This is a genomic window from Streptomyces sp. CG 926 (genome assembly GCF_003148825.1).
GTDB lineage: Bacteria > Actinomycetota > Actinomycetes > Streptomycetales > Streptomycetaceae > Streptomyces.
In genome coordinates, this window is the sequence record NZ_QGGZ01000001.1 from 1,160,888 (window position 1) to 1,183,653 (window position 22,766).

The 22,766-nt window shown below is 72.6% G+C and carries 22 protein-coding genes; 13 read left to right on the plus strand and 9 right to left on the minus strand.

From position 1 onward, the window contains the following. Positions 1–90 precede the first annotated feature (90 nt). The 3 genes from dapF to miaA form a co-directional block, all read right to left on the minus strand. Entirely contained in the window at positions 91–966 is an 876-nt protein-coding gene (dapF, locus tag BCL76_RS04705; protein WP_109778204.1) for a diaminopimelate epimerase, read from the minus strand. An 88-nt stretch (positions 967–1,054) separates the two neighbouring features. Further along, positions 1,055–1,576, minus strand: a complete 522-nt coding sequence (locus BCL76_RS04710; protein ID WP_109778205.1) for a hypothetical protein — start codon at positions 1,574–1,576, stop codon at positions 1,055–1,057. A 132-nt stretch (positions 1,577–1,708) separates the two neighbouring features. After that, complete coding sequence (miaA, locus tag BCL76_RS04715) at positions 1,709–2,647, minus strand: tRNA (adenosine(37)-N6)-dimethylallyltransferase MiaA (protein ID WP_109778206.1); 939 nt, start codon at positions 2,645–2,647, stop codon at positions 1,709–1,711. Between the two features lie 217 nt (positions 2,648–2,864). Here miaA and BCL76_RS04720 point away from each other — a divergent pair, with 217 nt between their 5' ends. Together BCL76_RS04720 and BCL76_RS04725 are read left to right on the plus strand one after the other, a co-directional pair. Beyond that, positions 2,865–3,032, plus strand: a complete 168-nt coding sequence (locus tag BCL76_RS04720; protein ID WP_258309301.1) for a gliding motility protein — start codon at positions 2,865–2,867, stop codon at positions 3,030–3,032. Between the two features lie 23 nt (positions 3,033–3,055). After that, complete coding sequence (locus tag BCL76_RS04725; RefSeq protein WP_109778208.1) at positions 3,056–3,304, plus strand: antitoxin; 249 nt, start codon at positions 3,056–3,058, stop codon at positions 3,302–3,304. A gap of 115 nt (positions 3,305–3,419) precedes the next feature. Here the strand turns inward: BCL76_RS04725 and BCL76_RS04730 are convergent, their stop codons facing one another. Both BCL76_RS04730 and miaB read right to left on the minus strand, forming a co-directional pair. Beyond that, positions 3,420–4,142: a class III extradiol dioxygenase subunit B-like domain-containing protein gene (locus BCL76_RS04730; RefSeq protein ID WP_109778209.1), complete on the minus strand. Its 723-nt coding sequence runs from the start codon at positions 4,140–4,142 to the stop codon at positions 3,420–3,422. A 114-nt stretch (positions 4,143–4,256) separates the two neighbouring features. After that, the gene (gene miaB / locus BCL76_RS04735; RefSeq protein ID WP_109778210.1) at positions 4,257–5,780 is read right to left on the minus strand and encodes a tRNA (N6-isopentenyl adenosine(37)-C2)-methylthiotransferase MiaB; all 1,524 of its coding nucleotides are present in this window, start codon (positions 5,778–5,780) and stop codon (positions 4,257–4,259) included. A gap of 317 nt (positions 5,781–6,097) precedes the next feature. Here miaB and BCL76_RS04740 point away from each other — a divergent pair, with 317 nt between their 5' ends. After that, positions 6,098–7,093, plus strand: a complete 996-nt coding sequence (locus tag BCL76_RS04740) for a TAXI family TRAP transporter solute-binding subunit (RefSeq protein WP_109778211.1) — start codon at positions 6,098–6,100, stop codon at positions 7,091–7,093. 36 nt (positions 7,094–7,129) lie between these two features. Here BCL76_RS04740 and BCL76_RS04745 read toward each other — a convergent pair whose 3' ends face one another. Both BCL76_RS04745 and BCL76_RS04750 read right to left on the minus strand, forming a co-directional pair. After that, positions 7,130–8,188 carry an ROK family protein gene (locus BCL76_RS04745; RefSeq protein WP_258309326.1) on the minus strand — a complete coding sequence of 353 codons (1,059 nt, stop codon included), beginning with the start codon at positions 8,186–8,188 and terminating at the stop codon, positions 7,130–7,132. 33 nt (positions 8,189–8,221) lie between these two features. Continuing rightward, positions 8,222–9,334, minus strand: a complete 1,113-nt coding sequence (locus BCL76_RS04750; protein ID WP_181382426.1) for a LacI family DNA-binding transcriptional regulator — start codon at positions 9,332–9,334, stop codon at positions 8,222–8,224. Positions 9,335–9,874: 540 nt separating this feature from the next. Here BCL76_RS04750 and BCL76_RS04755 point away from each other — a divergent pair. Both BCL76_RS04755 and BCL76_RS04760 read left to right on the plus strand, forming a co-directional pair. After that, positions 9,875–11,158 carry a glycoside hydrolase 5 family protein gene (locus tag BCL76_RS04755; protein WP_109778213.1) on the plus strand — a complete coding sequence of 428 codons (1,284 nt, stop codon included), beginning with the start codon at positions 9,875–9,877 and terminating at the stop codon, positions 11,156–11,158. A gap of 96 nt (positions 11,159–11,254) precedes the next feature. Next, entirely contained in the window at positions 11,255–13,453 is a 2,199-nt protein-coding gene (locus BCL76_RS04760; RefSeq protein ID WP_109778214.1) for an endo-beta-N-acetylglucosaminidase, read from the plus strand. Positions 13,454–13,479: 26 nt separating this feature from the next. Here BCL76_RS04760 and BCL76_RS04765 read toward each other — a convergent pair whose 3' ends face one another. Further along, complete coding sequence (locus tag BCL76_RS04765) at positions 13,480–14,892, minus strand: sensor histidine kinase (protein WP_109778215.1); 1,413 nt, start codon at positions 14,890–14,892, stop codon at positions 13,480–13,482. Positions 14,893–14,903: 11 nt separating this feature from the next. After that, positions 14,904–15,623: a response regulator transcription factor gene (locus BCL76_RS04770; protein WP_109778216.1), complete on the minus strand. Its 720-nt coding sequence runs from the start codon at positions 15,621–15,623 to the stop codon at positions 14,904–14,906. A 299-nt stretch (positions 15,624–15,922) separates the two neighbouring features. On the opposite strand from BCL76_RS04770, the gene BCL76_RS04775 reads away from it, so the two are divergent. From BCL76_RS04775 to BCL76_RS04805, 8 genes are all read left to right on the plus strand, one after another. Next, positions 15,923–16,708 (plus strand): amino acid ABC transporter ATP-binding protein, encoded by a 786-nt coding sequence (locus tag BCL76_RS04775; RefSeq protein ID WP_109778217.1) that lies wholly within the window; start codon positions 15,923–15,925, stop codon positions 16,706–16,708. 117 nt (positions 16,709–16,825) lie between these two features. Further along, entirely contained in the window at positions 16,826–17,677 is an 852-nt protein-coding gene (locus tag BCL76_RS04780) for a glutamate ABC transporter substrate-binding protein (protein WP_109778218.1), read from the plus strand. 83 nt (positions 17,678–17,760) lie between these two features. Further along, positions 17,761–18,435: an amino acid ABC transporter permease gene (locus tag BCL76_RS04785; RefSeq protein WP_109778219.1), complete on the plus strand. Its 675-nt coding sequence runs from the start codon at positions 17,761–17,763 to the stop codon at positions 18,433–18,435. After that, the gene (locus BCL76_RS04790) at positions 18,432–19,322 is read left to right on the plus strand and encodes an amino acid ABC transporter permease (protein WP_109778220.1); all 891 of its coding nucleotides are present in this window, start codon (positions 18,432–18,434) and stop codon (positions 19,320–19,322) included. Before BCL76_RS04785 ends, BCL76_RS04790 begins: the two co-directional genes overlap by 4 nt. A gap of 513 nt (positions 19,323–19,835) precedes the next feature. Further along, positions 19,836–21,449: an FAD-dependent monooxygenase gene (locus BCL76_RS04795; RefSeq protein ID WP_109778221.1), complete on the plus strand. Its 1,614-nt coding sequence runs from the start codon at positions 19,836–19,838 to the stop codon at positions 21,447–21,449. A gap of 32 nt (positions 21,450–21,481) precedes the next feature. Continuing rightward, the gene (locus BCL76_RS40470; RefSeq protein ID WP_311318651.1) at positions 21,482–21,568 is read left to right on the plus strand and encodes a putative leader peptide; all 87 of its coding nucleotides are present in this window, start codon (positions 21,482–21,484) and stop codon (positions 21,566–21,568) included. Between the two features lie 79 nt (positions 21,569–21,647). Then, on the plus strand, positions 21,648–22,208 hold the full coding sequence (locus tag BCL76_RS04800) for a cysteine dioxygenase (RefSeq protein WP_109778222.1): 561 nt from the start codon (positions 21,648–21,650) through the stop codon (positions 22,206–22,208). Next, the gene (locus BCL76_RS04805) at positions 22,205–22,600 is read left to right on the plus strand and encodes a rhodanese-like domain-containing protein (protein WP_309136793.1); all 396 of its coding nucleotides are present in this window, start codon (positions 22,205–22,207) and stop codon (positions 22,598–22,600) included. Before BCL76_RS04800 ends, BCL76_RS04805 begins: the two co-directional genes overlap by 4 nt. The last annotated feature ends 166 nt before the right edge of the window (positions 22,601–22,766 follow it).

Sequence of the window (22,766 nt, forward strand, 5' to 3'; positions counted from 1 at the left end):
CAGGGCCGGTGCCTGATGTTACCGACCCCACCACGTGGCGCAGTCCACCTCTCGCTCAGCGTGAAACGGATCACCCATTAGAGGGAAGCTTCAGCCGAAAACCGTTTCGGTGAGCCAGGCCTCGTCGAACTCTCCCGAAGCCACGATCACGGCCGGGCCGGTCATGTCGATCCGCCCGTCGGGGTGTTCGGTGATGATCAGGGTCCCGCCGGGGAGGTCGACGGTGTAGGCGACCGCGTCGCCGGTGACGGCCGGGTCCGCTCCGTCGCGGCGGATGGCGGCCACGGCGACGGCGCAGGCGCCGGTGCCGCAGGAGCGGGTCTCGCCGGAGCCGCGCTCGTGGACGCGCATGGCGAGGTGCCGGGGGCCGCGGTCGACGACGAACTCGACGTTGACCCCCGCCGGGTAGGCGGACGTCGGGCTGAAGGCGGGGGCGGTGAACAGGGTCCCGGCGTCGTCGAGGCTCTCGACGAAGGCCACCGCGTGCGGGTTGCCCATGTTGACGTTCCGCGCGGGCCAGCTCCGGTCGTCGACGCCGACCGTGACCTCGCCGGCGGGCAGCTCGGCACGGCCCATGGAGACGGTGACGTCGCCGGCCTTGTCGAGGTGCACGCGCTTGACGCCGCCGCGGGTGGCGACGGAGAGGTCGCCGGGCTCGACGTGTCCGGCGTACTGGAGGTAGCGGGCGAAGACGCGCACGCCGTTGCCGCACATCTCGGCGATGGAGCCGTCGCTGTTGCGGTAGTCCATGAACCACTCCGCCTCGTCGGCCAGGTGCGCGGCCTCGGGGTGCGCGGCGGACCGGACGACGTGCAGGACGCCGTCGGCGCCGATCCCTGCGCGCCGGTCGCACAGCTTCGCGACGGCGGACGCGGGCAGCTCGATGGCGTTGTCCGGGTCCGGGACGATCACGAAGTCGTTCTCGGTGCCGTGGCCCTTGAGGAAGGAGAGGGTGGTCTGCGTCACCCGCCCATGGTACCGAGCCGCAGCTCAGAGGTGCCGCACCGTCCGAGGGGCGGAACCGGCCGAGGGGCGGCCAGCGGCCGAGGGGCGGTCAGCGGAGCCGGGCGACCCGGTACACGGCGAGACCTACGACGGCCAGTGCGACGACGGCGTACAGCGCGGCCATGCGCCAGTCGGGGCGGCGGCCGCTCCCCCGGGCCGGAAGACCGGGCCACGTGTAGCCGACCCGTCGGGCGGCCATCATTCCCCAGCCTCCGGCGCAGCAGCTGATCAGGAATCCGAGCATGGCGACCACGGCACCGCCGTCGCCGAACTCGAAGGCGAGCGGGAAGGCGAACATCAGCGAACCGGTGGCGGCGAGCATCGCGATGGGGGCGATCTGCCACACGCGCAGGCGGCGCTGCGGGCGCAGTTCGACCTCGAACTCGGGTCCGGCGGCGGCCTCCGCCTCGGCGGAGTCCGGGGTGTCCGGGCCGTCCGGGGTCAGTCGCGCCGGATCGGCGGGCAGCCCGAGCCCCGTGGGCCCGTCCCTTCCGTCCGTCCCGTCCAGAAGCATCGGATCCGCTTCCCTTCGGGTGTCGTCCTGCCCGGTGTCGCGAGGGCCGGCCTCCATCGCCACGCGCCCTCCCCACTCGGACTCAGTACGCCGCCGTTCGTCGCAGGTGATCGCACCCGCTCGAGTTTGATGATGGCACGCCCCCGGCCCCGCTACTGGCGCGTGAGGCGTCCCGATGCCATCACGTGATCAGGCTGTGACCGCTCGTTCGACCAACGACTGCGCGAGTCCGGTGAGTTCCCCCCGGTCGGCGGCCGCCCCGCTGAGCCAGTGCACGCGCGGGTCGCGGCGGAACCAGGAGTCCTGACGGCGGGCGAACCGCTTGGTCGCCCGGACGGTCTCGGCCCGGGCCTCCTCCTGCGTGCACTCGCCGCCGAGCGCGGCCAGCACCTGCTGGTAGCCGAGCGCCCTGGAGGCGGTGATTCCGTCGCGCAGCCCGCGGGCCTCCAGCGCGCGGACCTCGTCCACCAGCCCGTCCTCCCACATCCGGTCGACCCGCGTCGCGATCCGCTCGTCGAGCTCCGGGCGGGCCACGTCGACACCGATCTGCACGGTGTCGTAGACGGACTCGTGGCCGGGCAGGTTGGCGGTGAACGGGCGGCCGGTGATCTCGATCACCTCGAGCGCGCGGACGATGCGGCGGCCGTTGCTGGGCAGGATGGCCTGGGCGGCGGCCGGGTCGGCGGCGGCGAGTCGGGCGTGCAGGGCGCCGGAGCCGCGGAGGGTGACCTCTTCCTCCAGGCGGGCGCGGACCTCGGGGTCGGTCCCGGGGAACTCCATGACGTCGAGGGCGCCCCGGACGTACAGGCCGGATCCGCCGACGAGGACGGGGGTGCGGCCCTCGGCGAGCAGTTTGTCGATCTCCAGGCGGGCCAGCCGTTGGTAGTCGGCGACGTTGGCGGTGTCGGTGACGTCCCAGATGTCGAGGAGGTGGTGCGGGACACCGCCGCGCTCCTCCGTCGTCAGCTTGGCGGTGCCGATGTCCATCCCCCGGTACAGCTGCATGGAGTCGGCGTTGACGACCTCGCCGTCGAATCGGCGGGCCAGGGCTACGCCCAGGTCGGACTTTCCTGCCGCGGTGGGACCGACGACGGCGATGACCCGCGGAGCGGGGGCTGCTTTCCTCACGGCCCCAGTCTCGCAAACCTCACGGCATGTACCCGATCGAGTTACGTGACGGGGTGGGGGCGGGGTCGTTGCCCTGGCGAGGTTCCGGCCGGACATACGCCCTGCGTACGCCCGGCGCAGGCCGGTTCGGTCAACGCGGAACTTCACTCACACGAGTAACGTTACGGGAGTAGACATGGGCGTTTTTGATCGGTTTTTTCGTCGTAAGGGCGAAGTCGTGACCGAGGAGGTCGCGGCGGTGGACCTGACGGCGGAGTCCGGTGCGGCCGAGGAGGCCGAGCCTGTTGCCGAGAAGTCTCCGGAGGCGGGAGTCGTGGAGATTCCGAAGCAGCTGGCGGCCCCGGTGGCGGCGGACAGCGAGACCGGTGAGGGCGCCCGCACGTAGTGACCGCCAACGGAAGGTGACCCATGGGCCTGCTGGACAATCTGAAGGCCAAGCTCGGTCCGGCGAAGGACAAGGTCGGCGACCTGGCCCAGCAGCACGAGGGCAGGATCGGCGAGGGTCTGGACAAGGTGGCCAAGGCCGTGGACTCCAAGACCAAGGGCAAGTACAGCGGCCAGATCACGAGCGGAACGGGCAAGGCGAAGGACGCCCTGGGGAAGATCGCGCACAAGGACGCTCCCGGCGGGCCGACGCCGCCGCCGACCGCTTCCTGACGCGGTCCGCGAAAGGGGCGCGGGACGGGCTACGGCCGGTCCCGCGCCCCTTCGGCGTTCCACGAGCCCTACGGCCCCCAGGCGTCCCCGGTCGGCCCGCCAGGAGCTCGGCCCGCTAGGACCAGGCGGCGACGAAGTACCCCACGCCGTACGGCGCGTCCTCGTACAGCAGGCGCCCTTCCAGTTCCGCGCCCTCGGCTGCGCCGGCCAGCACCTGCCAGGGGGCCCGTCCGGCGACCTGGAGTTCGGCCGCGAGAGCGGCGTCCATGCCGGCCAGCGCGGCCACGTCCGCGGCGCCCAGCGCACGGGCGGCGGCCGCGTCGAAGGCGGCGGCCCGCTCGTCGAGGTAGCCGGGGGCCTTGAGGGTGCGGCAGGCGCTGCCGTCCCCGAGGACCAGCATGGCCACCCGTTCGGCGGAACCGCCCAGATCCGCGCCGAGGAGGCCGCAGCCGCTCGGGGCGAGGTCCGCGGCGACGGCCGCGCCGGCGACCGGGGCGGCCGCCCAGCGGGCCTGCCCGAGCAGCCAGCCGGCCACCGCGAGGGACGTCGGGAGGGTGGCCCCGGTGGCGTGGCCGCTCGGCGGTTCGCCCAGGTCGGGGCCCAGGGTGACGGTCAGGTCCACGCCGAACCCGGCGAAGCCGCCGGGGGTGCCTTGGTCGTACGCACCGCCCTGGGCGGCGGCGCCGACGACGACCAGCAGATCCGGTCGGGACGCGGCGAGCACCGCCAGCGCGTCGGAGCAGGCGGTGCGGGCGTCGCCGAGTTCGGCGGCGGCCCCCGCGGCGACCTCCGGCACGAGCAGCGGCGGGGCGGGACAGACGGCGGCGGCTACGAGCATGATCCGCAGCCTAGCCGGACCGACCGACGGGGTGGGAGGGGCGTCGCCGCGCCCTCACGTCGCCGCGCGTCGCACCGGTCGGGGGCCACGCCCCCGCCCCCCTCGGACCGCGCCTCAGGAGGAGGCGGGCACCGAGCAGCCGGAGGTGACGGCCGGCAGGGGTGCCGGGACGCCCAGCTTCGGGATGCCGAGCAGGACGCCCGCCGGCTGTGCGGGAGCGGCATTGCGCTTCTCCCAGGCGTCGCCGGCGCGCGTGCGGCGCACGGTCTGCGTCGGGCCCTCGGCCAGCAGGTGGTGCGGGGCCGCGTAGGTGATGTCCACGGTGACCACGTCGCCCGGGCGGACCTCCGCCTCCGGCTTCGTGAAGTGGACCAGGCGGTTGTCGGGCGCGCGGCCGGAGAGGCGGTGCGTGGCGCCGTCCTTGCGGCCCTCGCCCTCCGCGACCATGACCTCCAGCGTGCGGCCGACCTGCTTCTTGTTCTCGTCCCAGGAGATCTCCTCCTGCAGGGCGACCAGGCGCATGTACCGCTCCTGGACGACCTCCTTGGGGATCTGCCCCTCCATGTCGGCCGCCGGGGTCCCGGGGCGCTTGGAGTACTGGAAGGTGAACGCGTTCGCGAAGCGGGCCTCGCGCACCGCGTGCATCGTCTGCTGGAAGTCCTCCTCCGTCTCACCGGGGAAGCCCACGATGATGTCGGTGGAGATCGCCGCGTGCGGGATGGCGGCGCGGACCTTCTCGATGATGCCGAGGAAGCGCTCCTGGCGGTACGAGCGGCGCATGGCCTTGAGGATCGTGTCCGATCCGGACTGCATCGGCATGTGCAGCTGCGGCATCACGTTCGGGGTCTCGGCCATCGCGGCGATCACGTCGTCCGTGAAGTCGCGCGGGTGCGGGGAGGTGAAGCGGACCCGCTCCAGGCCCTCGATCTGTCCGCAGGCGCGCAGCAGCTTGCTGAAGGCCTCGCGGTCGCCCAGGTCCGAGCCGTACGCGTTCACGTTCTGGCCGAGCAGGGTGATCTCCGAGACGCCCTCGGCGACCAGGGCCTCCACCTCGGCGAGGATGTCGCCGGGTCGGCGGTCCTCCTCCTTGCCGCGCAGGGCCGGGACGATGCAGAAGGTGCAGGTGTTGTTGCAGCCGACGGAGATCGAGACCCAGGCGGCGTACGCGGACTCGCGGCGGGTCGGGAGCGTGGAGGGGAAGGCCTCCAGCGACTCGGCGATCTCGACCTGCGCCTCTTCCTGGATGCGGGCGCGCTCCAGCAGCACGGGGAGCTTGCCGATGTTGTGCGTGCCGAAGACCACGTCGACCCAGGGGGCCCGCTTGACGATCGTGTCGCGGTCCTTCTGCGCGAGACAGCCGCCGACGGCGATCTGCATGCCGGGGCGCTTCGTCTTCATCGGCGCCAGTCGCCCGAGGTTGCCGTACAGCTTGTTGTCGGCGTTCTCGCGGACCGCGCAGGTGTTGAAGACCACGACGTCGGCGTCGCCGTCGGCGCCCTCGGGCGCCCGGACGTAGCCGGCGTCCTCCAGCAGACCGGAGAGCCGCTCCGAGTCGTGCACGTTCATCTGGCACCCGTAGGTGCGCACCTCGTAGCTTCGCTTCACGTCCACTGCCTGGCTCCGGTCGCTGCTGGTCATGGAACAAGGGTAGGCGGTACCCGGTGGCCCTCCGGTCCCTCGTTCGGCCGACCCGGGGGAAGGAGGCGACCGAAGAGGACGAGCAGCAGGTCCGGGGCCTCCCGGCACGCGGGAGATCCCGCACGGCGGGACCGGTCCAGGTCCCGCGCGCACCCGGACGCCGGTCGGGTCCGCGCCGAAGAGGCTCCCGCGCGGACCCGGCGTACGGACGGACCACCCGAGCCGGCCGGAGGCGCACCGCGGAGAAGGCCTCGCCCGTGGGCCGCCGGAAGGCCCGCGCCGTGACAGGACGGCGGACGGGTGGCAGGATCGCGCCCATGCCTCTCGTACCGCCCCGGATCAGCAGGCGCCACGCCCTGCGGGTCCTGGTGGCCGTACTCGCCGTGCTCGGCGTGCTGACGTGGTGGCTGAAGCCCTTCGGGCACCCGGAACTGCAGGGTGAGCTGACCTTCAGCACGGGCGCGCGGGCCGGGGTCTACCACCGGTACGGGGAACTGCTGGAGCAGGCGCTCAAGCGGGACATGCCCGGCGTCGACGTGCGACTGGAGACCAGCGAGGGTTCGCAGGAGAACCTGAAGCGGCTGGCCACCGGCGAGGCGGACTTCACGGTGGCGACGGCGGACGCGGTCGCCAAGTACCAGCTCGACCAGAGGGCCGGCGCGGACCGACTACGAGGGGTCGCTCGGCTCTACGACGACTACGTGCAGCTCGTGGTCCCGGCCGGCTCCCCGGTGCAGTCGGCCCGTGACCTGCGCGGCAAGCGGGTGGCGATCGGTCAGCCGGGGTCCGGGGTGCGGCTGGTCTCGGAGCGGCTGCTGCGGGCGGCCAAGATCGACCCGGTACTGGACCTCACGTCGGTGTCCATAGGTATCGACACCATGCCGAGCGAGCTGGAGGCCGGCCGGATCGACGCGTTCTTCTGGTCGGGCGGGCTGCCGACCAACGCCGTGCGGGAGCTGTCGGAGCGCTTCGACATCCGGCTGGTGCAGCTCGGCGACCTGGTGGAACAGCTCCAGGAGAGCGGCTCCCCGGCGCGCTACTACCGGACGGCCGTGATGCCGCAGGACACCTACTCGCGGGCGCGCAACACCAGCGCCGTGTCGACCCTGGCCGTGCCGAACCTGCTGGTGACCATGGAGGGGACCGACCCCCAGCTCACCGAGCAACTGACGCGGACGGTGATCCTCAGCCGTGACCTCGTCGGCCGTGAGGTGCACGCGGCGCAGCTCGTGGACCTGCGGACGGCGATCTACACCGAGCCCGTGGACCTGCACGAGGGCGCACGCCGGTACTACCGGTCCGTCAAGCCCTGACCCCGGGGGCCCGGGGAGTCCCGACGGCTTCGAGGTTCAGGACGTGGACGGCCGCGACGACGGGGAAGGCAGCAGCATGGTCGCCGCCGCGGCCGCGCCGATCAGTCCCGCGTGGGTGCCCAGCATCGCCGGCACCACCTGGATGTCCTTGACGAACGAAAGCGTGGCGTAGGCCGCGAGGTGTCTGCGGATCGGGGCGAAGAGGGTGTCGCCGGCGGCGGCCACTCCACCACCGATGACCGTGATGTCCGTCTCCACCAGGGTCGCGGTGGCCGCGATGGCGGCGGCGAGGGCGCGGCCCGCCCGATCGAAGGCGGCCAGGGCGATCGGGTCGCCCTCGACGGCGGCGGCGGCCACCCCGGCGGCCGTCGCATCCCGCTCGCCGCCGGCGCCGCCGGCGCCGTTCACGCTTCCGCCGCCGGCCGCGGTGTCCGACGGGGTCCAGCCCTGCTCCAAGGCCCAGCGGGCGATCGCCGTACCCGAGGCGATCGACTCGACGCACCCGTGGCCCCCGCAGACGCACGGCTCTCCGTCGAAGGCCACGCTGATGTGGCCGATGTGTCCCGCGTTGCCGGTGGGGCCGGGGTGGAGCTGGTTGTTCAGGATCAGGCCGCCGCCCACGCCGGTGGAGACCACCATGCACAGCGCGTCGGCGTGGCCCCGGGCCGCGCCCAGCCAATGCTCGGCGGCGGTCATCGCCACTCCGTCGCCGGCCAGCACGGTCGGCAGGTCGGCCCCGCGCGCCGCGAGCTCCGCCACGACTCTTTCCTGGACCGGGAAATCCCGCCAGGCGCCGATGTTGACCGGGCTGACGGTGCCCCGGGAGGTGTCCACCGGACCGGCGCTGCCGATCCCGCAGCGCTCGGCCGAGGCCCACAGCGGCGAGGCGGAGAGGTCGGCGACGACCTCGGCGACCGCCGCCATGACGCCGTCCGCGTCCGTCCCGCGCGGGGTCGGGCGGCGGGTGGTGGCCGTCATCGTGCCGTCGGGGTGCACCAGCGCACCGGCGATCTTCGTGCCGCCGATGTCGATCGCCACGGTCGGCCCGGAGGCCGCCGCGGCTGCCCGCGGTGCGGAGAACGGGGCGCTGGGAATGATCACGGTGGCGGCTCCAGGAAGGTTTCAGGGTTAAGTATGCGCCGGGGGCGGCGCCGTGCTCTCACGCGGCTCCAGCCTGGGCCGCTCGCTGATCCGCACCCCGGGTGGGTCGCCCGCGAGGACGGCCAGCAGTTCCTCGGCGGCCAGCCGACCGAAGCCGGCGGTGTCCCGTACGAGAGCGGTGAGTCGGGGATGGGTGACCCGGCAGAGCGCGGAGTCGTCCCAGGCCACGATCGACAGCCTGCCCGGGACGGGGATGCCCAGTTCGGCGGCGACCGCGCTCCCGGCGACGGCCATCACGTCGTTGTCGTAGACGAGCGCCGTGGGCGGCTCCGGCTCGGCGAGGACCCGTCGGGTGGCCGCCGCGCCCTCGGTGTCGGAGTAGTCGGTGGGCACCGAGCGCACCTGGTCCGGGCCGAGCCCACGACGCGCGGCCTCGGTGCGCAGGGACTCCATCCGGCGGACGGTGTGGGCGAGGTAGGGGAGCCCGGCGACATGCACGATCCGGCGGTGGCCGAGCCCGTGGAGGTGCTCCAGGACCTGGGCCATGGCGCCGGCGTCGTCGGCCCGGACCGAGGACAGGACCGAGGACAGGACCGCGGGCGCGGCCGCATCCCGTACCGCGTGTGCGGCCGCGGCCGGAGCGGGGGCGCCCCCGCTCCGGTCCTCCGGGGGCAGCGCCTCGCCGATGGTGACCGCCGGCAGGGCCAGTGCCTCCAGGAGCGCCGGTCGCGGGTCGCTCGTCCGCGGATCCACGACGAGGACGCCGTCGACCCGGCGCTCGGCCCACCAGCGGCGGTAGATCGCGCATTCGGCGTCGATGTCCTCGACGACCTGGAACAGCAGGGCGGTCCGGGCCGCGGAGAGGACCTCCTGGATGCCGGAGACGAGCTGGAGGAAGAAGGACTCGACGCCGAGCGTGTGCGCGGGCCGGGCGAGGACCAGGCCCACGGCTCCGGAGCGTTCGCCGGACAGGGCCCGGGCCGCGCTGTTGGGCTGCCAACCGAGTTCCTCGGCGACACGACGGACCCGGGCCCGGGTGTCCTGCGAGACGCCCGGCCGGCCGTTGAGCGCGAAGGAGACGGCGCTCTCCGACACACCGGCCTGCCGGGCGATGTCCTTGATCGTGGGTCTACGGGCCATGGACTGTCTCATTCGTCCTTCGGGTGCGTCACGCGTGGCGGCCTACGGATGGCGGAATACGGATGGCGATGGCCGGACCGTACGCGATCCTGCCCTGACAGGACGCTCTTATGACGATCAGCAGCGGGAACGACGAATCGCCGAGCGGCCGCCGGTCGAGCGGGTGCGCCGCGAAGCGGCCCGCGCCGTGCACGGTCACGCGGAGCCGGCCGGCGCGGCCCTTCCCGTGGCTCCGCCCTTCGGATCACCAGCGCGGGCGATTTCGGGCCGCCCGGCGAAACGGGCCGGAGCGGTGATCGGCGTGACCGAAATAGCGCTGTCCATTTCCCTGCACCCCTGCACCACCGGCTCAACTAAAGCGCATTAGCTCTCTCAGAGTCTGCGGCCCACAACCCTTGTGTCAACCGAGCTGAAGCGCATAAGTGAACGCGCGTGGAGCGACCGGTCGCCCTGTTGACTTTCCGCATCCGCACCGGCAGGTTGTGGCGCATCCGGTGAATTCGTCGAGTACGCGAGTACTCCAGAACTCCAGGACGCCCTGTGCCCGATGACGCGCTCCGCTTCGGCGCCAACTACACCCCGTCCCGCGGCTGGTTCCACCACTGGCTGGACTTCGATATCGACGAGGTGCGGGCCGACCTCGACTCGATCGCCGCACTCGGGCTCGACCACATCCGCGTCTTCCCGCTGTGGCCGGTCTTCCAGCCGAACCGGACGCTGATCCGGCCGCGCGCCGTCGAGCAGCTCGTGGACCTCTGCGACGCGGCCGCCGAGCGCGGGCTCGACGTCCACGTGGACGGCCTGCAGGGGCACCTGTCGAGCTTCGACTTCCTGCCCGCCTGGACCCGGACCTGGCACCGGCGCAACATCTTCACCGACCCGGCCGTGGTCGCCGGACAGGAGGAGTACCTGCGCACGCTGGCCGCGGCCCTCGCCGACCGGCCGAACTTCCTGGGCATGACGGTCGGCAACGAGATCAACCAGTTCTCCGGCGCCCCGCACCCCGACCCCGACCGGATCACCCCGGACCAGGCCGCCCGCTGGCTGGAGCGGATGCTCGCCGCCTGCGAGGAAGGCGCCCCCGGGCGGCTGCACCTGCATGCCGAGTACGACGCCGCCTGGTACCAGGACGGGCACCCCTTCACCCCGACCCAGGCGGCCCGGCTGGGCGGCGTCACGGCCGTGCACTCCTGGGTGTTCAACGGCACCGCGCAACGCCACGGCCGGAGCGGGACGGCGACCGAGCACCATGCCGCGTACCTGATCGAGCTCTCCAAGGCCTGGGCGCTGGACCCGCACCGTCCGGTGTGGCTCCAGGAGGTCGGCGCCCCCGCGCCACTGATCCCGCCCGAGCACGCGGCGCGGTTCACCGAGGCGACCGTCGCGAACGCCTTGGACTGCCCGGACCTGTGGGGCGTGACCTGGTGGTGCTCGCACGACGTGTCCCGGGAGCTCGCGGACTTCCCGGAGCTGGAGTACGGCCTCGGCCTGCTCACCAACGACCGCCGGACCAAACCGGCCGGCGCCGCCATCGCCCGGATCGCCGCGGCCTGGCGAGGCCGCGCGCACCGGCCGGCCCGGCGGTCCACCGCACTCGTCGTGGACATCGGCGGGGCCGTGGACGGGGACGAGGTCGTCGATGGCGCGGCGCACACTGCGGGGCGCTCGTCGTGCGCCCCGGGCGGAGCCTTCTTCGAGGCGTGGGCCTCGCTGACGGCCCAGGGGGTGCGCCCCGCCGTGGTCCTCGCGGAGCGTGCCTGGGACCCCGCCCATCTGGCCGCGCGCGGCATCACCGAGGTGGTGCGCGTGCACGACGTGACCTGACCCCGCCCGGACCTGACCCGACCTGACCCCGCCTGGCCTGGCCTGACCTGACGCGACCTGGCCCGATCCCCCGATTTCTTTCGTGAGGAGCCCCGCATGCCCGAGACCGACGACGGCGTCGATCCGAGTACGCCGCCCGCCGCGATACGCCCGACCCGACGCAGGGCGCTGGTCACCGGGGCCGGGGCCGCCGCGCTGCTGGGCCTGGCGGGCCGTGCCCGGGCAGCCGCCGCGCCCGCGCCCTTACCCACGGGAGGGCCCGCCGTCGCAGCGCCGACCTCGGCCCCGGCCCCGGCCCCGGCCGACCTGGCCCCGTACGCCTCGTACTGGTTCCCGGACTCGCTCCCCCCGGGGACCCCCGGCCCGGGGATCGTGTGGCGCTCGCTCAGCCGGTGGACCCCCGAGGGCGACCCCGACCTGGCCCACAACACCTCGACCGTCCCCCTGGCGGAGCGCTTCACCCCGGTCCCGGCGAACCGGACCGCCCGCGCCGGCCAGGCCCGTATCGCCTCCCTGGTCTCCTTCGGGCCCACGGCCGGGAACCCCTCCCAGGGCTCCCCGACCGCCGACCACTACGCGCTCACGCACTGGGCGTACATCGACGAGCTGGTCTTCTGGGGCGGGTCCGCCGGCGAGGGCATCGTGCTCGCGCCCAACGCGCCCGTGGTCGACGCCGCCCACCGCCACGGGGTGCGGGTACTGGGCAACCTGTTCCTGCCCCCCGTCGCCTACGGCGGTGACCTCCGGTGGACGCGCGACCTGGTGCGGCGGGACTCCCTCGGCCGTTTCCCGATCGCCGACAAGCTCGTGCAGGTGGCGCGGACGTACGGCTTCGACGGCTGGTTCGTGAACGCCGAGACCGACGGCGGGGACAGCGCGCTCGCCACGCGGATGCGGGAGTTCCTGCGCGCCCTGCGGGCGGGCGGCGAACCCCACGGCCTGCGCATCACCTGGTACGACGCGATGAACAGCACCGGCCGGGTGGGCTGGCAGGGTGCCCTCAACGCGCTCAACCAGGAGTTCTTCGAGGATCGGGCCGGGAAGGTCGCGGACACGATGTTCGTGGACTTCCGCTGGACGCCGCAGACCTTGGCCGCCTCGGGTGCGCTCGCCGACCGTCTCGGCCGCTCCCGCCACGAGCTGTGGGCCGCCGTGGACACCGAGTCCCGTGGCTGGGACTCCGTCGTGGACTGGGACGCGATCGTCCCGCGCGAGCGCGATCACGTCGTCGGCTACGGCTTCTACCGGCCCGAGTGGACCCGCAACCATCTCACCGACCGCTCCCCCGGGGCCTTCCACCGCGCCGACGACCGGTTCTGGACGGGCGAGTCCCTGGATCCGTCCCGGCCCGCACCCGATCCCGCTGCCGTACCCGCTCCCGCTCCCGATTCCGGCTGGCGGGCTCCCGCCACGGTCGTCGCCGACCGGTCCACCGTCACCGAGCTCCCCTTCGCCTGCTCCTTCAACACCGGTCACGGGCTGCGCTGGTACGACGGCGGCAAGGTCGTCTCGGACAGCCCCTGGAACCACCTCGGGCTCCAGGACCGGCTCCCCGGCCGCCGCTGGGTGGTGGACACCGCCGGGGCTCGGCCGTCGGTCACCCTGGACTTCGCGGACGCCTGGCGCGGCGGCTCCAGCGTGCTGGTGGAGGGCACCCCGACCGCGCCGGTGATCATCGGGTTGCACGCGACGCGGCTGCCGCTGACCCGCGGGGCGGTGCTGGAACTGGTGCACGCCACCGGGTCGTCGGAGCCGGTCGCGGTGGAGGTCGGCGTGGCCCTCCGCGAGCCGTCGGGCCCCGGCGAGCCGGTCCCGTACACGTGGTTGCCGGCCCGGACCCGGGACATCGGGCAGGGCTGGCGTACGACGCGGGCCGGGCCGGCGGCACTGGCGGGCGGGACCGCGTACGGCCTTGCGGTACGGATCACCGCGCCCGGGGGGAGGCCGGTGGTGTGGCGGGTCGGCGCCCTGTCGGTACGCGACGGGACCCGCACCCGGCGCCCGGCCCCGCCCACGGCTCCGGTCGTGGACGCCTCGGCCCGACAGGACGGCCGGGCCTGGCTGCGCCTGTCCTGGCGGGCGGCGGCCGGTCCCGACGGGCGGCCGCGCCACTACGAGGTGTGGCGGGTCCTCCCGGACGGCACCCGACGCTTCCTCGGCGGCACCTGCGGGACCGCGCTCTACCTGCCCGCCGTCCCGCGCGCCGGGCGGGAGCGGGCGGCGGCCTTCGAGGTCCGGGCCGTCGACGAGCTGTACGCGGTGTCGGAGGCGGCCCGCACCACCCTCCCCTGGTAGCCGGGGCCGGCGGAGCGAGCCGGGGCTCAGGCGCCCTGGGGGTCGGTGCGCGGGACGGCCACCGTCACCCGCAGCCCGTGCGGCGGGTTCTTCTCGTAGGAGAGGGATCCGCCGCCCGCGGCGAGCAGGGCCCGGGAGATCGACAGGCCTAGCCCGGACCCCTTGATGTTCTGGTGACGGCCGCTGCGCCAGAACCGGTCGCCGACGCGGAGCAGCTCGTCCTCGGTGAGGCCGGGGCCGCGGTCGGCGACGACCACGCGGACGGAACGTCCCGCGGTGGACACGGACACCTCGACCTCCTCATCCGTGGGGGTGAATTTGAGGGCGTTGTCGATGACGGCGTCGAGGGCGCTGGACAGGGCGATGGGGTCGGCCCAGCCGGTGATGGCGGTCCGGCCCGTCTCGGTGATCCGTACCCCCTTCTCCTCGGCGTACGGGCGCCACGCGGCGACCCGTTCGGCCGTCAGGGCCCCGATGTCGATGAGGCTGATCTCGGCGGAGGCGTGCTCGGCCAGCGCCAGGTCCAGCAGGTCGTCCAGGACCTGGGTCAGGCGCTTGCCCTCGGTCCGCACGGAGGCGATCTCCGCGTTGCCCTCGGGCAGTTCGAGGGCGAGCAGCTCGATCCGCAGCAGCAGCGCCGCGAGCGGGTTGCGCAGCTGGTGGGAGGCGTCGGCGACGAACGCCCGCTGCTGCTCCAGGACCTCTTCGACGTTGTCGGCCATCTCGTTGAACGAGTGGGCAAGGCGCTGGAGTTCCGGGGGGCCGCCGGCGGCCGCGACGCGCGAGTTCATCCGTCCGGTGGCGATGCCGTGGGCGGCCGCGTCCAGGGTCTGCACGGGCTTGAGCACCCAGCTGGTGAGCCGGAGGGCGGCGCCGAAGGCGACCAGCATGGCGGCGGCGAGCCCGCCCGCGATCAGCAGCCAGCCCCGCAGGATCCGGGCACGCATCTGGTCGGTCGGTGATTCGGTGGCGACGACCGCGACCACGTCGCCGTCGAGGACGACCGGGGAGACGACGAGCAGTTTGCCGTCGGTCTGCCAGGGCCACACCTGCGGTGGATCGTGGCTTCGCCGGCCGGCGAGCGCGTCCAGCAGGGCCCGGCGTCCCTCGCGGGACTGCGGGAGCGTCCACCAGCTCGGGGATCGCACGAGGGCGTTGTCGTCGCGGAAGAAGATGCCGGCGCGGATTCCGTACAGGGTCTGGTAGCGGGCGAGTTCCTTGCCGAGGGTCTCGCGGCGCTCGGCGGCGCCGGTGGATCCGGAGCCCTCGGCGTCGATGACGAACTGCGCGAGGGCGGCGAAGCGGGCGCTGTCGTCGATCCGGTCGACCACCACCCGCTGCTGCTGCCCGGCGGCCAGGCTCACGGCGAGCGGGAAGCCGAGGGCGAGCAGCGTGCCCGCCATCAGGATGATGAGCAGGGGGAGCAGACGGGCACGCACGGCAGGGGTCCCTAGGGCGCGGCCGGAGTGACGAGCCGGTAGCCCACCCCTCGGACGGTCTCGATGAGCGCGGGCATGCGGAGCTTGGAGCGCAGCGAGGCGACGTGGACCTCCAGGGTGCGCCCGGTCCCCTCCCAGCTGGTGCGCCACACCTCGCTGATGATCTGCTCGCGGCGGAAGACGACGCCGGGCCGCTGCGCGAGGAGGGCCAACAGGTCGAACTCCTTGCGGGTGAGGGGCACGTCGGCGCCGTCCACGCTGACCCGGCGGGTGGGCAGTTCGATGCTGACGGAGCCGAGGCGGACGGTGGTGGGCGTACCGGCGCCAGGGGCGGCGTCCTCGGCCGCGCCGGTGCGCCGGGCGACGGCGTGGATCCGGGCGAGGAGTTCGCCGGTGTCGTAGGGCTTGACCACGTAGTCGTCGGCGCCCATGTTCAGGCCGTGGATGCGGGAGCGTACGTCGGCCCGCGCCGTCACCATGATCACGGGCGTGGCGGTGCGCTTGCGGATCTTGCCGCACACCTCGTAGCCGTCCTGGTCGGGCAGGCCGAGGTCGAGCAGGATCACGCCGTAGGGCTGGGGGCCGCTCGGGGTCGGCGTGCCGGCGGGCAGGAGCGCCTGCAGGGCCTCTTCGCCGTTGCGGGCGTGGGTGACCTGGAAGCCGTGACGGGCGAGGATCGCGGACAGGGCTGCCGCAACGTGATCGTCGTCCTCGACGAGCAGCAGTCTCATGCCGTCCCCCTCTCCTGTTCACCTACTCGGATTTCACCACGCATGGTCACACGTGGGACCGCACAGAGGGCCACCATGCATCCACGCCGATGCGGAGTCCCACGTCAAGGGGGTCCCGCCCCGGCGCGCCTTCCGTTATGCACCCGGTACGCGGACATGATCGACCACGGGGGCACCGCGCACGGAGCGTATCCGGAAGAGGCCGGATCGTTATCCTCAATTCTCCCTCAGATGTGATGACGTTGTGCTCGTCACGTCACTACTGTCCTCCCAACCGAGGAGGACGGAGCAAGAAGCCGATGAGCGGAGTATCAGTGACCAAGGACGTGCAGGACGCGGCCGGTGCCGCAGACGACCTGGTCGTGCTGAGCAACGTCAACAAGCACTTCGGCGCGCTGCACGTGCTTCAGGACATCGATCTGAGCATTGCCCGCGGTGAGGTAGTCGTGGTGATCGGTCCCTCGGGATCGGGCAAGTCCACGCTGTGCCGGACCATCAACCGCCTGGAGACCATCGACTCGGGCACCATCACGCTCGACGGCAAGGAACTGCCCTCCGAGGGCAAGGAACTGGCCCGACTGCGTGCCGACGTCGGCATGGTCTTCCAGTCGTTCAACCTCTTCGCGCACAAGACGGTGCTGCAGAACGTGATGCTGGGCCAGCTGAAGGTCCGCAAGACCGACAAGGCCGCGGCGGAAGCGAAGGCGCGGGCACTGCTGGAGCGGGTGGGCGTCGGCACTCAGGCCGACAAGTACCCGGCGCAGCTCTCCGGTGGTCAGCAGCAGCGTGTGGCCATCGCCCGGGCGCTGGCCATGGAGCCGAAGGTGATGCTCTTCGACGAGCCGACCTCGGCCCTGGACCCGGAGATGATCAACGAGGTGCTGGAGGCCATGCAGCAGCTCGCCCGCGAGGGGATGACCATGGTGGTCGTCACGCACGAGATGGGCTTCGCCCGCTCGGCGGCCAACCGGGTCGTCTTCATGGCCGACGGCAAGATCGTCGAAGAGGCCACCCCCGAGCAGTTCTTCAGCAACCCGCGCAGTGACCGCGCCAAGGACTTCCTGTCGAAGATCCTGCACCACTGAGGATCGCGTCTGGTAGTCATCCGTATGCGGATCGCCGCCGGATCGTTCCTGTCGGCCGCGCGGGCGCCGTAAGCCTCGCTCGTCGTTCAACAACGTCTCATCCGAGGGAAGTTCACCATGAAGATCTCCAAGACCGCTGCGGCCGCGGCCGTCGCCGTCGCCCTTGCCCTGACCGCGACCGCGTGTGGCGGCAGCAAGCAGGACGCTGCGAGCGACGGCGGTGCCTCCGGCGGCGCCAAGGACAAGATCGTCGTCGGTATCAAGTACGACCAGCCCGGCCTGGGCCTGAAGACCCCGGACGGCAAGTACACGGGCTTCGACGTCGACGTGGCGACCTACGTCGCCAAGGAGCTCGGCTACGAGCCGAACCAGATCGAGTTCAAGCAGGCCGTCAGCGCCGAGCGCGAGAACCTGATCAAGAACGGCGACGTCAAGTTCGTCGTCGCGACCTACTCGATCAACGACAAGCGCAAGCAGCAGGTCGACTTCGCCGGCCCGTACTTCCTCGCGCACCAGGACCTGCTGGTCCGTGCCGACGACACGAGCATCACCAAGGCCGAGGACCTGAACAAGAAGAAGCTCTGCTCGGTCACCGGCTCCACCTCGGCGCAGAACGTCAAGACCAAGCTGGCCCCCGAGGCCGACCTGCTGGAGCAGGGCGGCTACTCCGAGTGCCTGACCGGCCTGGAGAACAAGGCCGTCGACGCCCTGACCACGGACAACTCGATCCTGGCGGGCTACGCGGCGCAGGAGAAGAACAAGGGCAAGTTCAAGCTGGTCGGGCTGAGCCTGAGCAACGAGAACTACGGCATCGGTCTGAAGAAGGGCGACACGGAGCTCCAGACCAAGATCAACGCCGCGCTCAAGAAGATGGTCGAGGACGGCAGCTGGCAGAAGGCCGTGGACAAGAACCTCGGTCCGGCCAACTTCAAGAGCGAGCCTGCCCCGCAGATCACCGAAGGCAGCTGATTCATCGGTGAGGAGCGTCGCCGCCCGCCTGCCGCGGGCGGCGGCGCACCTCACCGGCCATCCTGGGGAGAGCGCAGGGCATCGTGTTCGATTTTCTTGATTCCGGGCAGTACGACGTGCTCGGAGCCTTCTGGGTGACGGTTCAGCTCACCCTCTACTCGGCGGCCGGATCCCTGATCTGGGGCACCGCCCTGGCCGGGATGCGGGTCAGCCCGGTCCCGCTGCTGCGGGGCTTCGGCACCGCGTACGTCAACCTGGTCCGCAACACCCCGCTGACCTTGCTGATCATCGGCTGCTCGCTGGGACTCAACCAGACCCTCGGCATCGCCCTGGGCGGCAGCACGTTCAAGGAGATCGGCTTCCGGCTCGCGGTCCTCGGACTGATCGCCTACACCGGCACCTTCGTCTGCGAGGCCCTGCGCTCCGGCATCAACACGGTGCCCGTCGGCCAGGCCGAGGCGGCCCGCGCGCTGGGGCTGAGCTTCTTCCAGGTGCTCACCCTGATCGTGCTCCCCCAGGCCTTCCGGGCGGTCATCGCACCGCTCGCCAACGTACTGATCGCGCTCACCAAGAACACCACGGTGGCGGCGACCATCGGCGTGGCCGAGGCGGCCCTGCTGATGAAGGAAATGCTCGAGAACGAGCCGCAGGCGCTCTTCGCGGTCTTCGCGGTCTTCGCCCTCGGCTTCGTGCTCCTGACCCTGCCCACCGGTCTTCTGCTGGGCTGGGTCGCCAAGCGAGTGGCGGTGAAGCGATGAGCTCGGTGCTGTACGACACCCCCGGCCCCAAGGCCAAGGTGCGCAACTGGATCTACAGCGGGATCTTCGTCGTGCTGTTCGGTCTCGTCATGTGGTGGGTGCTGTCCCTCATGAGCGAGAAGGGCCAGCTCGACGCCGACAAGTGGTCCCCCTTCGTCACCGACAGCCGGGTCTGGACCACGTACCTGCTCCCCGGCCTGCTGGAGACCCTCAAGGCGGGCGCGCTCTCCATGGTGATCGCCCTCCCGCTGGGCGCGCTGCTGGGCATCGGTCGACTGTCGGACCACTCGTGGGTGCGGTGGCTGGTCGGCACCTGGGTGGAGTTCTTCCGTGCCATCCCGGTGCTGATGCTGATGCTGTTCGGCTTCGCGCTGATGGCGCCGGGATGGATGGACGTGCCGTCCGACACCCGGCCCTTCTGGGCCGTGGTCACGGGCCTGGTCCTCTACAACTCGGCCGTCATCGCCGAGATCGTCCGTGCGGGCGTGCTGTCCCTGCCGCACGGCCAGAGCGACGCCGCCAAGGCGATCGGCATGCGCAAGAGCCAGACGATGTTCCACGTGCTGATCCCGCAGGCCGTGACGGCGATGCTGCCGGCCCTGGTGAGCCAGCTCGTGGTGATCCTCAAGGACACCGCGATCGGCGGCGCCCTGCTGGGCTTCGCGGAACTGCTCTCCATGAACCGGCAGATCGCGGCCAACTACAGCAACACCATCGCGTCGCTCGTCGTGATCGCGCTGATCTACATCGCCGTGAACTTCGCCCTCACCTCGTCCGCCTCCCTGATGGAAGGCCGGCTGCGGAAGTCGAAGAAGAGCACCGGGGCGGTGGTGGGCGCCAACGACGTCAACGACATGGCCACCGGAGCGAACTCGGGCGGGATCTGACGACCCTCCCGGACTCCGGGCCCCGGACCACGGACCCTGCGGGGTCCGACCTACGGTCGGCATGGTGCACAGCCTGTGTGGTGCGGCGGAACTCATCCGCCGCACCACACCGCGTTGTACCCACCGCTACGGCCTCCGGCTCCTACGGTGACGCCGCCGGAGCCCGCAGAGGGCGCCGAGCTCCGAAAGGAACGAGGAAAAGCCCGGCCGGCCCGCCTCCCGGAATATGGGGCGATGAATTCCGGCGACGTGGCCGAATCACGAAGGAATTGATTCCGGGCCACAAGATGTCGGAAATCAGCCGAACCGTGCGGGGCGATCCGACACCCGTGCGGAACGGCCGACCGTCGCGCGATCCGACGGTCCGCGGGGCGTCGAGCGTGCCGGAAGTGGCGACCGCTTCGGAATTAATGCTTCCAGTTACCGCTGCGCCGCCCAGGGTCACTTGACGCAGGCACCTACAGTGGGTTGCATACGTTCTGTGATCACATACCGGACATCGGGAGCCGTGGCATGGACCCGGTGATCGTCGTCGGCGCGGGGCCCGTCGGGCTGTCCCTGTCGCTCGCCCTGGCAGGTGCGGGCGTGCCCTCCGTCGTGCTCGACGAAGGGCCCGGCAAGGAAGAGGTCCGCCCGGCCCGTACCGTCGTGCTGCACGCGGAGACAGCGGCCATGGCGCACCGGCTGGGCTGTACGACGCTGCGCGACGAGGGGGCGTACTTCGCCGCCTGGCGCACCATGCGCCGGAGCCGGCCCGACCGGCGGATCACCTTCGAGGACCACCCGGCCCCCCTGCACGTGCCGCAGCACGCGCTGACGCGCGGACTGCGCGACGCCGCCTCGGCCCACCCGCTCGTCCAGCTGGTCACCGACAGCAAGGTGGACTCCCTGGAGCAGGACGGCCGGGGCGTCACCGCGCACACGCGGGGCGCCGAGACCACCTGGTGGCGCGGGAGTTACCTCGTCGGCTGCGACGGCGCCCGCTCCACCGTGCGCAAGCTCCTCGGCATCCGCTTCCCCGGCCGCACCGCCGTGGAGCGGCACGCCGTGGCCGCGCTGCGCACCGAACTGCCCTGGCCCGGCGAGGCCTTGCTGCACCGGAGCCCGCCGCAGGAGGTCACCTCACGACCGCTGCCCGACGGGGTCTGGCGGCTGGACTGGCTGCTCCCGCCCCGCGGGGAGCTCGTGACTCCCGACGCGCTGGTGACCTTGATCCGCGACACCCTCGCGGTGTGGTGCGGCGGCACGACGCCCCCGTACGACCTCATCGACACCGGGGTCCACACCCTGCACCACCGGCTCGCCCGGCGCTGGCGCGACGGGCGCGCCTTCCTCGCCGGAGACGCCGCCCACCTGCTGGGCGCGCTCGGCACCCAGGGCGTGGAGGAAGGGCTCCGGGACGCCGAGAACCTGGCGTGGAAGCTGTCCTTGGCCTGGCACCAGGGAGCCTCCGAGGCCCTGCTCGACAGCTACGAGGGCGAGCGGCGCACCGCGGTCGCCTCCCGGCTGCGCGCGGCCGACCAGGCGATGCCTTCGCTGCGGGCCGGGGGCGGCCTGCGCACCTACCTCCCCGGAGCCGCGCGCGGCGCCGAATCCCTGCTCACCGACGGCCACCTGGGGCGCGGGCCGCTGGGCGCGGAGCCCACGTACGCCCCGCCGGTCGCCGTACGGGAGGTGCCGACGGCCACGGAGCCGGGCGGCCCGGTGGCGAACGTCCCGGTGACCGCGCCCGACGGGGCGACCGTGCCCCTGCGGGACCTGCTCGGGCAGGGCCGGCTGTTGGTGGTCCTGGTGGCCCCCGGCACCGGGGTCTGGGACCGGCGCCACTGGCTCGGCGCCGGGCTGATGCCCCGCCTCGCGGCGGCGGTGAGCGCCCTCCCGGTCCGCACCGACCTGCTGGTCGCGGACAGTTACCCGGGTGCCCCGGCCCACACCGTGCTGCTGGTGCGGCCGGACGGGCACCTGGCGGCGACCTTCTCGGGGGTCCGCCCGGCGGAGCTGTACGAGGCGGCGGACACGGTCCGGGCGGGCGCGCCCGCGTCCCGAGTGCCGACGCCCGCCACGCCGGCACCGGCGCCCAAGGCGACGCAGACAGCGACTTCGACACCGACCGTGGTGATCGATTGACCGTCTCCGGGACTCCGTGGTTCACTCGCGGAATGACCGGCAACGACGTACGCCTGTGGCGGAGGGTCCATATGGACCTGCTCCGCTACGCGGGCTGCGTGTGTCGCCCTTCCTGCTGATTCGCCCTTCCCTCCGCGCGCCCCGTGCCGTCCACCGGCCTGCGCGCACCTCCGCGAACCCAGGAACGGTCCCCCCTTCATGTCTGCACCCGCATCCGCATCTGCATCCGCACCCTCGTACGCCCCGGAGTCCGGCTCGGCCGGTGAGGGCCCCACGGCCGCCGAGCTCCTCGACTTCGCCCTCCGCACGGCGGCCGACGCCGCGATCGTGGACTCGCTGCCGCTCGATCCCGAGGGCCGCACCTGGATCCGGCTGGACGGGCCGGGCGGCAGCGAGGCCTGGCTGATCGGCTGGCCGCCGGGCACCGGCACCGGCTGGCACGACCACGCCGAATCGCGGGGCGCGTTCGCCACCGCCCGGGGTCGGCTCACCGAGCACTCGTTGGCCGTACGGCTGCCGTCCGAGGGCTGGAAGTCCTTGGAGTTGGCCCCGGACGTCGACCGTCACCGCACGCTGGACGCGGGCTCGGGGCGCGCCTTCCGCGAGCACCACGTGCACGAGGTCCTCAACGGGTCGCCGGCCGAGCACGCGATCTCCGTGCACGCCTACTACCCGCCGCTCCCGCTGATCCGCCGCTACAGCCGTAGCGGCCCGGTGCTCAGCCTGGAGCACGTCGAGCGTCCGGCGGACTGGCAGTGAGCGCCCCGATCGGCATCGACGAACTGTTGGAACGGGTCCGCGCGGGCTACACCCGGCTGGACGCGCGGGAGGCGTACGCCGCCTCCCGCGCCGGGGCCGTCCTGGTGGACATCCGCTACCAGGCCCTGCGCGAGCGGGACGGGCTGATCCCGGGCGCGCTGGTGGTCGAGCGCAACGAGCTGGAATGGCGCCTGGACCCGCGGGGCAGCCACCGCCTCCCCGAGGCCACGAGCCATGACCTCCGGGTGGTGGTGATCTGCAACGAAGGCTACGCGTCCAGCCTCGCCGCGGCCTCGCTCCACGCCCTGGGCCTGCACCGCGCGACGGACCTGACGGGCGGCTTCCAGGCCTGGAAGTCAGCAGGCCTCCCCATCAGCCCCGCCCGCGCGTAGGGCGCCGTTCCAGCCCCGCCGACGTTGGAAGCGCACCACCCAGCCCCGCCCGCGCGTAAAGCGCCGTTCCAGCCCCGCCGGCGTTTGAGGCGCGGGGGTTCGGGGGCGGCGCCCCCGCGACGGCGCCGCACGTGCGACGGCCCCGGGCCCGCTCCGCTCAGGCGGT

What these genes read in the sequence shown, in the direction of transcription:
- BCL76_RS04710 (WP_109778205.1), bottom strand. Translation starts at nt 1,576, where the DNA reads ATGGAGGCCGGCCCTCGCGACACCGGGCAGGACGACACCCGAAGGGAA.
- BCL76_RS04725 (WP_109778208.1), top strand. Translation starts at nt 3,056, where the DNA reads ATGGGCCTGCTGGACAATCTGAAGGCCAAGCTCGGTCCGGCGAAGGAC.
- BCL76_RS04730 (WP_109778209.1), bottom strand. Translation starts at nt 4,142, where the DNA reads ATGCTCGTAGCCGCCGCCGTCTGTCCCGCCCCGCCGCTGCTCGTGCCG.
- miaB (WP_109778210.1), bottom strand. Translation starts at nt 5,780, where the DNA reads ATGACCAGCAGCGACCGGAGCCAGGCAGTGGACGTGAAGCGAAGCTAC.
- BCL76_RS04740 (WP_109778211.1), top strand. Translation starts at nt 6,098, where the DNA reads ATGCCTCTCGTACCGCCCCGGATCAGCAGGCGCCACGCCCTGCGGGTC.
- BCL76_RS04750 (WP_181382426.1), bottom strand. Translation starts at nt 9,334, where the DNA reads ATGGCCCGTAGACCCACGATCAAGGACATCGCCCGGCAGGCCGGTGTG.
- BCL76_RS04760 (WP_109778214.1), top strand. Translation starts at nt 11,255, where the DNA reads ATGCCCGAGACCGACGACGGCGTCGATCCGAGTACGCCGCCCGCCGCG.
- BCL76_RS04770 (WP_109778216.1), bottom strand. Translation starts at nt 15,623, where the DNA reads ATGAGACTGCTGCTCGTCGAGGACGACGATCACGTTGCGGCAGCCCTG.
- BCL76_RS04775 (WP_109778217.1), top strand. Translation starts at nt 15,923, where the DNA reads ATGAGCGGAGTATCAGTGACCAAGGACGTGCAGGACGCGGCCGGTGCC.
- BCL76_RS04780 (WP_109778218.1), top strand. Translation starts at nt 16,826, where the DNA reads ATGAAGATCTCCAAGACCGCTGCGGCCGCGGCCGTCGCCGTCGCCCTT.
- BCL76_RS04790 (WP_109778220.1), top strand. Translation starts at nt 18,432, where the DNA reads ATGAGCTCGGTGCTGTACGACACCCCCGGCCCCAAGGCCAAGGTGCGC.
- BCL76_RS04795 (WP_109778221.1), top strand. Translation starts at nt 19,836, where the DNA reads ATGGACCCGGTGATCGTCGTCGGCGCGGGGCCCGTCGGGCTGTCCCTG.
- BCL76_RS40470 (WP_311318651.1), top strand. Translation starts at nt 21,482, where the DNA reads ATGACCGGCAACGACGTACGCCTGTGGCGGAGGGTCCATATGGACCTG.
- BCL76_RS04800 (WP_109778222.1), top strand. Translation starts at nt 21,648, where the DNA reads ATGTCTGCACCCGCATCCGCATCTGCATCCGCACCCTCGTACGCCCCG.